The sequence below is a fragment of the Corynebacterium sp. UMB10321 genome (assembly GCF_030228725.1).
Classification (GTDB): Bacteria; Actinomycetota; Actinomycetes; order Mycobacteriales; family Mycobacteriaceae; genus Corynebacterium; species Corynebacterium pseudogenitalium.
The window spans coordinates 112129-125205 of record NZ_JASOZC010000007.1 but is presented as its reverse complement, the minus strand read 5'-3'; the positions used below and the strand labels follow the sequence as shown (position 1 = coordinate 125205).

Genomic DNA, 13077 nt, shown 5'->3' with positions numbered 1-13077 from the left:
GCAGGTATCGTCCTTACAGCGGTGCTCGCGGCGATTATGTCCACAATGTCCTCCCAACTATTGATCACCTCCTCCGCGCTTATTGAGGACATCTATCGGGCCGTGGCGAAGCAGCGTCCGAGCCAGACGGCGCTGCTGGTGCTCTCGCGCACGATGGTGGTCTTGGTTGCAGCGGTCGCGATGGTGCTGGCGATCAACCCATCGGACACGATCCTGGGCCTGGTCGCGTTCGCGTGGGCAGGCTTCGGCGCAAGCTTCGGTCCCGTTGTAATTGCATCGTTGTACTGGCGTCGTCTCACTGCCCCGGGCGCCATCGCTGGCATGATCGTCGGTGCAATCACGGTCTTCGTGTGGGGCTCCTCCGACACGCTGTCCGGCATCATCTACGAAATCGTTCCGGGTATCGCATTCGCGACGATCGCGCTTGTCGCTGTCTCCTTGCTGACCAAGCCGAAGCAGGGCGTCGAAGACGAGTTTGACCATGCTCTTGCAGTGACGAACTTTGCGCTGACCACTCCGGACGCAACGTTTGCTGACGCGCTCAAGGCGACTGCGGGAACCGAAGGGGACTCCCACGCGTCTAACTAGACGTGCGTGTTTACCTCACTCTGCTACTTATCCTGACCATCGCGTACGCCCCGTTTCCAACGGGGTTTTCGCGTATCGACGCCCCCACAACCCGCCAACGCGTTACTATCATCGGCTACGAGCGGGACAACTTCGGACCAGGCTGGCAACGCCACGCCACCGGATGTACGACTCGCGAGCATGCCATGGCGTACGCGTTTGAGCAGCCTAATTGCAACGTTCCCCACCGGCAGTGGGAGCCGGTTGACGTTATCGATCCGTACACCCGCGAACGCATCAGACCTAAGGATGTGGAGCTCGACCACCTCTTCCCCCTCTCCGCAGCATGGGACATGGGTGCTTTCGCCTGGAGCGACGAGCAGCGACTCCGGTTCGCGAATGACCCCCACAACCTCATCGTGACCTCGAGCAAGGCGAACCAACAAAAATCAGACATGCTACCGAGCGAGTGGATGCCTCCATCGATCCCGCAGCAATGCGCATACGCACGGCAGCTGGCACGCGTTGCAAACATGTACGACCTGCGCGTAACCACCAATGACCTTCGCACAATGCGCCGTGCATGCAAGGGATGGCGAGGCGTCGCCGCCCACCTCATTGGAATTGGTATGTTCCCTACCACCAATTCGCCTAGGTGATGGTGGACGTATCAAGTACAGTGGTTGCCTATGACTACTCTGTTAACTTTCCTTCACGTCGCAGCCGCCATCTTGCTGCTGGGCCCGATTGTCGTATCCACCTCGATGTTCCCGCGCCAGGCCGCTGAAGCACAGGCGGGCGATGCGGCCGCTGCCGGTCGCGCGTCGATCCTGTACCGCATCTCGCGCACTTACGGCATCGCGTCATCACTCGTTCCGCTGCTCGGTGTCGCCATCCTCTTCGGCGACTGGGCTGCGTACAAGACGAACTACTTCCTGCACACCTCTATCGTGTTGGCAGTCATCGCCTGGGCACTGCTGCTTTTCGTGGTCATCCCGACCCAGCGCAAGATGGTCGGTACACTCGGTGAGCTGGAGCCAGCCGAGGCCGACCCAGCCGATGTCACCGCGAACTTTGAAAAGTCGAAAGCTAAGGCTTCCGCGTTCGCTGGTGTCTTTAACCTTTTGTGGTTCATCGTGTTGGTGCTGATGTTCTTGCCAGCACCAACTGTGTAGTTACTAGAGCTTTATCGACGACGCCAGGCTAAGCAACGCCAACACGATCGGAACAACGATCGCGGCAATCTCACCCGGTGTCATATCGCTGGAGCTTTCGGATTTCGACGAGGAGTCCCGCTCCGAGCTCTTGTCGGAGGACAGCAGCCGGTCGTAGAGACCGGCTTCATTTATGCCAGCAGCTCCAAAAACCAGGTCCGACGCCTCGGACTGACTCACCCTCTTCCCCTCAACAATCGGGGCGGCCCACAGCCAATCCTTTCCGTTAATCTTGATGCCATTTATGCTGGCGAAACCTGCGTTGCCGAATGCTGGGCCGGCTGACAAGACCCCTGCAAACTTCTTTGTCCCGTCCTGTTCCTCGACCCAAATCGGTCCACCGGAGTCGCCTGACTGGGGTGAGCCCACCGTCGCAGAAAACCCTCCCCCACCACGCGCAGCGCGATGGAACTTCCCGCACGTAACGTCGTTCGTGCCCATGTGAGATGTTTCCCCATGGAAGCACGTTTTCACGCCACGCTTGATCGAAGTGATGTCGGCCTTTGCGTCACCGGAGTAGATGTTTTCGCCCATCGACACGCCCCGGTCCCACTCGATCCAGGCAAAGTCGTTCGAAAATGAATGATCGTATCCAGGCGAGAGATGCAGCGTCCCGATGCTCTCCGTAGTGGGACGATCAGTTTTCCTGTCGTATAACGCGATACGAGCCCCGTCGTGTCCACAGTGCGCAGCGGTGTAACTGACACCAGCTTCATGATCGTTAAATCCCAGCGTGCACAGACCACTACCGGTATAGATAGCATCACCCTGGGTCGGCTGGATTGGTGCCGCGGTAGCGCTTGGCACGAGGACTGCAGTCGAGCATGCTGCGACGGCCAGCGAAGATATGAATTTCCTTGTCAACATACTTCTATACTGGCACAGTTCTGCAGGAATGCTAGTGAGCTAGCTGTAATTCACTACGCCTGGTAGGAACCCTGCGAGTGCGCTGAACCCGTCCGTCACAGCGCCACGAACCGCATCGGCAGCCGGGCCAACGGCCGAACCCGAAGCCGGCATCATGAGGTTCTGCGCATACAGGCCCAACAGGCGTGACTCAGCGACGCGAGGCCCATCAGTAGCGTGCACGCCAACTACCAGGTCGCGCGAACCCAGCAGCGGTACCTTTTGTGCAACCCACTGCGAAGAAACAACGCCAACAAATCCGCGGCCCGGAATCCACAGCGGGCCACCGGAGTCGCCGGGACGGGTCATCGGCGCTTCGACGAAGAACGTATTTCCTTCTGCTCCGCCGAATCGACCACACGTGGGGGCGCCCGTCGGCCGGTTCGATGTTTGCCCGAAGTAGCACACGCGCTCACCGACGGCGATAGTGTTTGGGTTTACCCACGCGTCACCGGAGAACCGGTTGCCACCGATCTGCACCGGCGCGTCCCACTGGATAGCGGCCCAGTCATTGCCAAGGCGGCCGTCGTACGCCTTCGAGCGATACAGGGTGCCGAGCTGTGGCGATGCAACCCTCGCGTTGTGGTCCACGATGCGCACACGCGCACCGTCCGGTCCGCAGTGCGCCGCAACCAGGCTTCGCCTGCGAGACGGTTCATTAAATCCGACGGTGCAGTAACCGCCGCCTTCAACCATCACGGCTCCGCCCTGCTCTACGCGCTGCAGGTTCTGTGCCTGCGCAGTCGGCAAGTTCGTTACGACGCCCACTCCGAGCGCAAGCGCCCACCCCAGCGTGAGCAAACGGCGATTCAACTTCATGCCTGTGCAGTCTACTGCACAACCAAGCTATGAAAAACGCACCCGCCGAGTAGTCATTACTCAGCAGGTGCGCTCAGGTTCAAGGGCGCTTAGTCCCAGTTGCGGTCATGCCCGCGGCCACCGCGGCGATCGTCGCGGTCGTAACCGCCACGTCCCCGCCCGCGGCCACCGCGGCGATCATCGCGGTCGTAACCGCCACGCCCGCGCCCGCGGCCACCGCGGCGATCATCGCGGTCGTATCCACCGCGCCCGCGCCCGCCGCGTCCGCGCGGAGGTGCACCGTGATCACGCTGAATATTGATCAGCTGACCGGAAATACGGGTATCCGTCAAACGATCAAGGACCGCGCTGTCCAGGTTCTTCGGCAGCTCAACCAGGGTGAAGTCCCCACCGATAGTGATGCGACCAAAGTCCTTGGAGCTCAAGCCCCCCTCGTTGGCGAGCGCACCAACGATTGCACCCGGGCGAACATGCTGGCGCTTGCCAACATCCAGGCGGTAGGTGTCGAAGTTCTCCGAATCGTGGTCGAAGCGGCTGCGGCCTCCACGACGGTCATCACGGTCACGCCCGCGGCCACGGCGGTCGTCGCGATCCCACCGATCACGGTCCCGCCGATCGCGGCGGTCCTTCGGCGGCTCCTTCATCAGGAACTCGTCACCCGCCAAAGCCTGCGTTGCCAAAGCGGCGGCGATGTCGTCCATCGGCACGTTGTTGGCAGCGGAGTATTCGCGGACCATGGACCTAAACACCTGCACCTCGCTCGCCTCGAGCGACTCGGTGATGGAGTCCATAAACTTCGTCTTGCGGCTCTCGTTGACCTCGTCGACCGTCGGCAGATCCATCTCTTCGATGGTCGCGTTGGTTACGCGCTCAATGGAGCGCAGCATGCGACGCTCACGCGGAGTGACAAAGAGGATCGCCTCACCTGTACGGCCTGCACGCCCGGTGCGACCAATGCGGTGCACGTATGACTCGGTGTCATTCGGGATGTCGTAGTTCAGCACGTGGCTGATGCGCTCAACGTCCAGGCCACGAGCAGCGACATCGGTAGCGACCAGGATGTCAAGGCGGCCGTCGCGAAGCTGATCAACGGTACGCTCACGCTGCTGCTGAGCGATGTCGCCGTTGATCGCAGCTGCGGAGAACCCGCGGGCACGCAACTTCTCAGCCAGCTCCTCAGTCTCCTGCTTCGTACGCACGAAGACAATCATTGCCTCAAACTCAGTGACTTCAAGGATTCGGGTGATCGCATCGAGCTTGTTGCGGTGCGCCGTGAACAGGTAACGCTGGGTGATGTTCGTATTGGTGCGCGTCTTCGACTTCACCGTGACTTCAGTCGGGTTGTCGAGGTACTGCTTCGAGATACGGCGAATAGCGTTCGGCATCGTCGCAGAGAACAGCGCAACCTGCTTCTCTTCCGGTGTGTCCTCCAAGATGCGTTCCACGTCTTCCTGGAAGCCCATGTTCAGCATCTCGTCTGCCTCATCGAGGACAAGGAAGCGCAGGTTGGAAATGTCCAACGAACCCTTCTCCAAGTGATCGATGACGCGGCCCGGAGTACCCACGATGATCTGGGCACCGCGGCGCAGACCGGACAACTGGATACCGTATGCCTGGCCACCGTAAATCGGAAGCACGGAGATCCCGCCAAGGTGGTCTGCAAACGACTGGAAGGAGTCTGATACCTGCAGCGCAAGCTCACGTGTAGGCGCGAGGATCAGTGCCTGCGGGTAGCGCTCCTTGCGGTTGATCCGCGAAAGGATCGGCAGCGCGAACGCGGCCGTCTTACCGGTACCCGTTTGCGCAAGGCCGACAACGTCGCGGCCTTCCATCAACAGTGGAATGGTTTCAGCCTGAATCGCGGATGGCTGCTCAAAGCCAACCTTCTTCACGGCATCCACGACTTCTTCAGGCAGATTCAGGTTCTCGAACCCGTTCACTGGCTCTTCAGCGGTCTCGTCTGCCTCTGTGGCCTCGTCCGCCTCGCTCCCAGCGAGGTCCGCCACGTCGCCACCGACGACGTCGGCAAGGCTCAAAATCTGCTCAGTCTCATTAGTTTCGGCATTGGCTGCGTCTTGCGCAGCGCCGGTTTCCTCAGAAACTCCCGCATCCCTGGTGTCCTCACGTGCAGCATCCGCTGCGACATCCTGCGGGTTTTCCTGATTTTCCGACACATTCATATCCGGCTCTTTCTCGCCGCCGGTGGCGTTTTCGGAAGTGATCATTGTTTCCCCACAGTACGCCACCCTGCAGTGATTTTCCTATTCGCCACTGGCAATGTCATCCGCGCCACGAGTCCGCCACCAACTTCAGCGCTTCGCGCCTCGAGCTCCAACTCCCCGTGGTGCGCACGCGCAATCGTATCAACCAGCGCCAGCCCTAGTCCGTGCCCCGGACGCGCACCAGCAACGCGCGCATTCGCCCTGCTAAATGGCTCTACGAGCTGGCTGACTGTGGCAGGGTCCAACACGTCCCCATCATTGACGACGCCCACTTCGACCCCATCACCGGATCCAGTCCGGCAAACACGCACCTGCACAGTCCCGTCCACGCCGTGGATACGAGCATTCTCGATGAGGTTTTGGATCGCGTGGCGCAATAGCACGACGTCGCCGAGGACGTGAATGTCTGGCTCGATGGTGGCGTCGATACCTTCGGCGCTCGAGGCGACAGTGGTAATGAGCTCTGAGATGTTAATGTCGCGCGCCTCGAGTACTTTGGCCTCGGCCTGGCTGAAGTTCAGCAGCGACGTGACCATCTCCGCAGACGACGCATTCACGGTGCGGATGTCGCGGATGGCGTCGCGTAGCTCCTCTGCAGGTGCATTCGGGTCTAGTAGCGCGACATCTGCGATGGTCTGAATGGTAGCGATCGGGGTTTTCAGCTCATGGGACGCGTTTGATGCAAAGCGTTGCCGTGCCGCGATGGAGTGCGCGAGGGACTCCAGCATCGAGTCGAGTGCGTGCGCGAGGTCAGCGACATCGTCAGCGGGGCCTTCGTAGTCGAACCGCTGATCAAGATCGCCAGCAGAGACCAGACGTGCAGTCGCCGCGATGGTACGTACGGGTTTGAGCAACACACCCGCGACGAACCAACCGATGGCGCCGGCGAGCGCCGTCAGCACGCACAGCGCGACGAGCGAGGCGCCGAGCATCACGTTGAGCACCTCGTGTGAGATGGGCACGGACCCATCAATAAATGCTCCGTCACTGCCGGGAACGCCCCCGACGCCCTCGATGACAGCTTGCACAGGTACCGGAGTCAGGCGCAGGTAGAGGTACACCACCGCAGTCAAACTCAGCCCTGCGGTAAAAACCGTTGCCACGAACAACCACGACGTACGCGCGCGAAGTGAAAGCCTCATTGGTACGGCTCCTCCGCAACGTAGTAGCCAGCGCCGGGCATTGTTTGCACAATCCAAGGCTGCCCCAGCTTGCGCCGCAAGTGCGAGATAGTGACGCGAATCGAATTGGAGAACGGGTCCGCGTTCGCGTCCCATGCCTCTTCTAAGAGCTGCTCCGCGGAAATAACGTGCCCCTGTGCTCGCATCAGCGTTTCAAGCACCGCGAACTCTTTCGGCGACAACGCAATCGACGCGCCGCTTCGGTGGACTTGGTGAGTGCCTCTGTCGAGGATGACGTCGCCGCACGTGAGCGTCGAGGTTGTTTCAGGTGCGGCTCGTCGCAACAAGGCTTTGACGCGAGCCAGCAACTCGGGCAGCTCGAACGGCTTGGTCAGATAGTCGTCCGCCCCAATCTCGAAGCCTTGGAGACGATCCTCGAGCGTTGCGGACGCCGTGAGCATCAGCACCCGCGTGTTTGGGTACAGCTCACGGACGGTTGCACAGACGTCGTCGCCGTGAACCTCGGGGATATCTCGGTCGAGCACGATCACATCTATCGGTTGTGATTCCAGGCGGTCGAGCGCGGAGCGGCCGTCGTAACGCACATCAACGAGCATGTCCTCACGGCGCAGTGCTTTGCCTAACGCATCGGCGAGCAGCGTCTCGTCCTCAACGATCAAAATCTTCGGCGGTGCAGCCACAACAGCCCCTTCCACGTTGGAGTTCTTGTATTCTGCTGTGATTCTAATTGGGGCTTCTTACGGGGTCGCAATGTTAACGCTCTCGCAACATCGCCCTGCATAGCGTGAGGAGCATGTCAAAGACTTCCACACCGGATCTGCGAGTTCACGGTATTGATTACGCGCGAGCCGTAGCACTCGCAGCCATGATCTTCGCGCACCTCACCCATCCTGCTGGCGTCACGGGTCAGTTGCTCTACGGCTTCCCCGCGGCAACGTTCGCGTTCCTGGCTGGCATCTCGATGGAGCTGATGGCCCGGCGCGCCCAAGCGGTAGGCGGCGAGGCTGTCGCGCGCTGTCGCCATGGCTTTTATGTTCGTGGGACGCTACTGATTGTGCTGCATGTGCTCCTCGTGCCGTTCGCTGGCGACATCGAGGTTGTGCTCCTTGTCTTTGGCATCTGCTACCTCTGCTTAGCGACGCTTCCCCACTGGCCAACTGCGCGTTTGGGCTTACTGCTTGCGGGGTTGCTCTTTGCTTCGGCTGCAACGACGGCGCTCGGGACAGTTGTTGCACTACCGGCCGCAGTCTTCGGTGCCCCCTACCCTGTCTTTTCGTGGGCGGCACTCATGGTTGCGGGCATGGTGTCGTGGCGTGTCATCCTCCACCACCCATGGCGTCGTTGGGTCACAGTCATTATCGCGGCGGCGGTGCTGCCTGCGGTGATTGCAGCTCGGCTGCACCTCAACACGGCAGGTGCTGGCCTATTCATCGCCGCGATCGATCCGAATGGGCACACCGGGGGACTCATTTCAGTGATCAGCGAGTGCGCCGTCGCGACTGGTATCACTGCGCTGTGTCTCATCCTCGCACAGTTTGTTCCGTTTGGTTGTGACATGGGCCGGATGCCTCTGACGGTGTACTGCGCACACGTTGTCACGGCCAACGGCCACAGCGGGGTGGTATACGCAGTACTCACGCTGGCAGTTGCTTTCGCCTTCGCTGTGCTGTGGCGCAGCTTCTACGCCCGTGGACCACTCGAGGCCGCGATGCGCATGATCGTGGCTCGCGCAACCCGGACCGATCTTCCTCCGCTCCAACACTAAAGAAAAGGAAAACTCATGAAACTGCACACTTCCACTCGTATTCTTAGCTCCTGCGTCGCTGCCGCGCTCGTAGCACTCCCGGCAGCACCTGCATTGGCAATGCAGTCCGATACGTTCGCTGAGCCTTCGGCAGAGTCCAACGCAGTAGTCTCCGTCCGCACCGCGGACGATGACCCAGACACCGGCGTGTGCACAGGTACCGCCATTGCGTCCCACTGGGTTATTACTGCGCGCCATTGTATGGACCACCTGCCACAAGCTGGTGGGTCCGTGCGTACTGGCCAGGGTGATAACCAGAAGTTTTATGACGTCGATAAGTGGATGACCACCCCGAAAGGCGATATCGCGCTGCTACACACCTCTGAGGACCTCGGACTCGATGCTTATCCTGAGCTTGCTAGCGATATCCCAGCTGCAGGCAGCGACGCTACTTTCTACGGCTGGTCCTCTGATGGCTCTGGTGCCGGACGCACCCTTCCGTACGCAGACGCTACCGTCGACGGCCCAACCCCGATGATTCTGTTTGACGGCACCGACGGCGTCGAAGCCACCATGAAAGGTGGGGCAGCAACCCAGCCCGGTGATTCCGGCGGCGCGCTCTTCAGTGAGGGCAAGGTCGCAGCCATCGCGTCCGCATCACTGTTTATGGATCCAGACAACCCGGACTCCGCTGAGGAAGGAGTGAGCCCGAAGGTTGCGTTTGCGCCAGTTGCTTCGCAGGCGGACTGGATCCGTGAGCAAATCTCCGCCAAGGAAGACTCGGCCGAAACGACCCCCACAGAAAATGACGGCGGTACGCCGACGTGGATGCTCATCACTGCCGGTGCCGCCGTCGTTATCGCACTGGTAGTTGCCGCAGTTGCACGCTCACGGAAGCGTGATGCTGATACTGCACAGTAGCGCTGCCTGAAAACGCGACCGAACTCACAGAATTACCTGTGAATAATTTACAGAGCAGCGTAATTAAACGTTATGATGTCTGCCATGACTTCCCGCTCGTCGAAGCCCAAGGGGCTTACACACCGCCATATCCACTTCATCGCCCTCGGCTCGGCGATCGGCACCGGGCTCTTCTACGGCTCCGCCGGCGCGATTCAGGCCGCCGGCCCCTCGGTGCTCCTCGTATACTTACTCGGAGGGGCCGTCGTCTACTTTATGTTGCGCGCCCTGGGCGAGATGAGTGTGCAGCACCCGGTTCGTGGGTCGTTCGCGGTGTACACCAGGGAGCACCTTGGTGGCCTGGGCGGGTACATTACCGGGTGGATGTTCGCATTCGAGATGATGATCGTCTGCCTTGCGGACTTGACTGCCATCGGCATTTATATGAAGTTCTGGTTCCCGGACACCCCAGCATGGGTATGGATTACCACTACCCTGCTGGTCATTGGTGCGGCGAACCTCGCATCCGTGCGCTGGTTCGGCGAGCTGGAGTTCGCATTCACGCTCATTAAGGTCGTCGCCGTAATGGCGATGATCGTCGGCGGTGCTGCCATCCTCGCATTTGGTTTGGGTACCGACCCAGAGACGACCGGAATCTCTAACCTCTGGAACGACGGTGGCTTCTTCCCGAACGGCATCGAAGGCATGATCGCAGCGTTCATCCTCGTACTCTTCGCCTTCGGCGGAACTGAGATCATCGGCGTCGCCGGCACCGAAGCAGACGATCCGGACCGCTCGATCCCGAAGGCCGTCAACACCGTACCGCTGCGCATCCTTCTGTTCTATGTCCTCGCCATCCTGGTTATCTTGATGCTCAACCCGTGGCGTGCAATGACTGGTGAAGAAAGCCCCTTCGTTCAGATCTTTGACACACTTGGCGTGAACTGGGCCGCTGCACTGCTCAACTTGGTGGTCATCACTGCTGCCCTTTCTGCAATTAATGCAGACCTGTTCGGCACTGGGCGCGTTCTTACTGGCCTGGCGAAGGAAGGCCTAGCCCCGAAGATCATGAAGCGCACCATCCGCGACATCCCAGTAATGACGACCATTACCCTGTTGCTCGTACTCATCATCGGCGTGGTGCTCAACGCGCTCTATCCGAACATCTTCGAGACCATCGCAGCGCTGGCCACCTTCGCAACCGTGTTTGTGTGGCTGATGATCCTGCTGGCACACGTCGCATCTCGCCGCAACATGTCCGCGGCAGAGCGCGAGACCTTGAGCTTCCCTGTACCGTTCTGGCCCTACGGGCAGTGGTTCGCGATCATTTTCATCTTGTTCACATTCGGCATCATGGTGTGGCTGCCGCAGTATCACATGGCGCTCGCCGTAGGCGTTGCGTTCGTGGTAATCATGACTGTGCTCTACTTTGTCACCGGGCGCCCAAAGGCAGTTGCGGCAGCGCACGTCACTTACGAGATGAAGTAGCACATAATTTCGAATAAAAGTATCCATTGTCTGCTGTGCACGCTATCCTATGCCTACATATTCCAAGTTTTAGCCAGAAGGAGACGCGATGCGCCTGTCTACGGTTACTTCCGAGCCCACGTTGACCTCTATCGAGATCTGCGCTGGCGCTGGAGGCCAAGCACTTGGGCTCGAGCAAGCAGGTTTCCAGCATCTAGCCGTGGTGGAAATCGACAACTGGGCAGCAGAGACACTGCGAGCCAATCGCGGCTGTGACCATCCACATCCGTGGCCAGTACGCGAAATGGATGTACATGACTTCGACGGCACCGTATGGCGCGATCAGGTCGATCTCTTTGCAGGTGGCGTTCCGTGTCCGCCCTTTTCCATCGCGGGAAAACAGCTCGGCGCAGACGACGAGCGTGATCTGTTCCCGCAAGCCCTACGACTGGTAGGAGAAATCAATCCAAAAGCCGTCATGCTGGAGAACGTCCGAGGCCTTGGCCAAAAGCGGTTTGATTCCTACCGCAATGAAATTGTCAGTGAGCTCAATCGGATGGGTTACACCACCTACTGGTCACTGTTTCAATCGGCAGACTTCGGTGTCCCCCAACTGCGCCCACGGTTTATTTTGGTAGCCCTGAAACACGAGTTTGCCGAGCACTTCGAATGGCCAACCCCGAATATGCATCACACATCCGTTGGTAGCGCACTTCGCCACCTAATGGGAGAAAATGGCTGGCCGGGAGCGGACGCATGGGCAGATCAAGCCGATACGGTAGCACCGACGCTCGTTGGCGGATCAAAGAAGCACGGTGGACCAGACGTTGGCCCGACTCGAGCAAAGGCAGCATGGAAGAAGCTCGGCATCCGAGGAACTTCGATCGCAGACAGCGCACCAGGCCCCGACTTCCCTGTCGATGACCCGGACAACCTTCCCCGCCTTACTGTGCGGATGGGCGGCGTTATCCAAGGGTTCCCTGAAGATTGGGATTGGCAAGGTGGCAAGACCGCCCAATGGCGCCAAGTCGGCAATGCATTTCCGCCACCGGTTGCGGCTGCAATCGGCACCGCAATCAAGGACGCACTACTTTCCTGCAATGCCGTAACGAAAGCCCCCGAGGTGGCCCCACAACTGGCGCTTCAAACGCACGCATAGGATCTGCCCATGACACACAACCTTGATGGCGATTTTTCCCATGAACTCGCCGAGCTCTTCCGTAACGAGTTTCCCGACGGCGAAGCAATGGGAAGAATATTTCGACAAACTTTCGACCAGGCCTATGACGGCCAGCACACGGGCCGGTTCGACCCAGCGCAGCTGAGCAAGACAGAACTTGCCCACATTGGATCGTTGGTTGAAATTAACATTCGCCGAGGGTTTGACGGCACTATCACGGACGGCGACAAGATGGATTTCAAGATCCTCGGCCATGAAGTTGACTGTAAATACTCCAAGAACCCCTACGGCTGGATGATCCCGATGGAAGCAGTTGGCCACCACGCCATGCTCTGCCACGCAAATGAGGTTACTTCCACTTTCCGAGTAGGCTTCGTCAAAATCACCGACGACATCCTCACCGCAGGTGGAAACCGTGACCGCAAGCGAACCATCATGGCAGCAGCACGCAACAAAATTGCGTGGGCCTGGTTCGATCACCCGTACCCGAATAACGTGCTCCTCCATGCGGATGAGGAAACTGTCGCCAAAATTATGGAATTGCCTTCTGGGCAACAGCGCCTCGACATGTTGTTTCGCTCAATCCAGCAGGTGCTCATTCCGCGCGGCATCATTTACACTGTCGCTCAGCAGAAAGACCCAATGAAGCGCATTCGATACAACGGCGGATCAAGGTCACGCCTCCAGGAGGAAGGCATCTTGATCCTTGGGGACTACCGGCGCCACCAAGCTATCGCAGAGGCCCTCTGCCTTCCGATTTGCAAGAATGGCGATAGCCTCGCCGTACGAGTAACTCCAGCTGAACCGCATTTTGTTGGTCCTGCAGTAGATATCGAAGGTCAAACTTGGCGAATCGCCACGGGCGCCGACTCACTCCATCGTGCGCCACGCCTCCCCTTTTAATACCCCAAAGCCA

The 13077-nt window shown here is 59.5% G+C and carries 12 protein-coding genes and 1 pseudogene; 8 read left to right on the top strand and 5 right to left on the bottom strand.

Going from position 1 to position 13077, the window contains the following annotated elements:
- From QP752_RS08205 to QP752_RS08195, 3 genes and pseudogenes are all read left to right on the top strand, one after another.
- Window positions 1–588: pseudogene (locus tag QP752_RS08205) on the top strand (sodium:proline symporter); the annotation flags it as partial.
- A 2-nt stretch (window positions 589–590) separates the two neighbouring features.
- Entirely contained in the window at window positions 591–1226 is a 636-nt protein-coding gene (locus QP752_RS08200) for an HNH endonuclease family protein (protein WP_070976274.1), read from the top strand.
- A 30-nt stretch (window positions 1227–1256) separates the two neighbouring features.
- A complete protein-coding gene (locus tag QP752_RS08195; protein ID WP_070479480.1) occupies window positions 1257–1742 on the top strand; it encodes a DUF2269 family protein in 486 nt (161 codons plus the stop codon).
- Window positions 1743–1745: 3 nt separating this feature from the next.
- On the opposite strand, the gene QP752_RS08190 is transcribed toward QP752_RS08195, so the two are convergent.
- The 5 genes from QP752_RS08190 to QP752_RS08170 form a co-directional block, all read right to left on the bottom strand.
- Window positions 1746–2648 (bottom strand): trypsin-like serine protease, encoded by a 903-nt coding sequence (locus QP752_RS08190; RefSeq protein WP_284805242.1) that lies wholly within the window; start codon window positions 2646–2648, stop codon window positions 1746–1748.
- Window positions 2649–2687: 39 nt separating this feature from the next.
- The gene (locus QP752_RS08185) at window positions 2688–3506 is read right to left on the bottom strand and encodes a trypsin-like serine protease (protein WP_070362655.1); all 819 of its coding nucleotides are present in this window, start codon (window positions 3504–3506) and stop codon (window positions 2688–2690) included.
- An 89-nt stretch (window positions 3507–3595) separates the two neighbouring features.
- Window positions 3596–5731: a DEAD/DEAH box helicase gene (locus QP752_RS08180; protein ID WP_070976269.1), complete on the bottom strand. Its 2136-nt coding sequence runs from the start codon at window positions 5729–5731 to the stop codon at window positions 3596–3598.
- Window positions 5728–6870, bottom strand: coding sequence for a HAMP domain-containing sensor histidine kinase (locus QP752_RS08175; protein ID WP_256006435.1), 1143 nt, complete (start codon window positions 6868–6870; stop codon window positions 5728–5730). The genes QP752_RS08180 and QP752_RS08175 overlap by 4 nt, the downstream gene beginning before the upstream one ends.
- Window positions 6867–7550, bottom strand: coding sequence for a response regulator transcription factor (locus QP752_RS08170; protein ID WP_070362658.1), 684 nt, complete (start codon window positions 7548–7550; stop codon window positions 6867–6869). The genes QP752_RS08175 and QP752_RS08170 overlap by 4 nt, the downstream gene beginning before the upstream one ends.
- A 113-nt stretch (window positions 7551–7663) precedes the next feature.
- On the opposite strand from QP752_RS08170, the gene QP752_RS08165 reads away from it, so the two are divergent.
- From QP752_RS08165 to QP752_RS08145, 5 genes are all read left to right on the top strand, one after another.
- A complete protein-coding gene (locus QP752_RS08165; RefSeq protein ID WP_070479474.1) occupies window positions 7664–8635 on the top strand; it encodes a hypothetical protein in 972 nt (323 codons plus the stop codon).
- Window positions 8636–8650: 15 nt separating this feature from the next.
- Window positions 8651–9535, top strand: a complete 885-nt coding sequence (locus tag QP752_RS08160; protein ID WP_070479472.1) for a trypsin-like serine protease — start codon at window positions 8651–8653, stop codon at window positions 9533–9535.
- An 84-nt stretch (window positions 9536–9619) separates the two neighbouring features.
- A complete protein-coding gene (locus QP752_RS08155; RefSeq protein WP_176754835.1) occupies window positions 9620–11002 on the top strand; it encodes an amino acid permease in 1383 nt (460 codons plus the stop codon).
- A gap of 88 nt (window positions 11003–11090) precedes the next feature.
- Window positions 11091–12140, top strand: coding sequence for a DNA cytosine methyltransferase (locus tag QP752_RS08150; protein WP_284805241.1), 1050 nt, complete (start codon window positions 11091–11093; stop codon window positions 12138–12140).
- 9 nt (window positions 12141–12149) lie between these two features.
- Entirely contained in the window at window positions 12150–13064 is a 915-nt protein-coding gene (locus QP752_RS08145) for a NaeI family type II restriction endonuclease (protein WP_070479467.1), read from the top strand.
- Window positions 13065–13077: the final 13 nt, after the last annotated feature.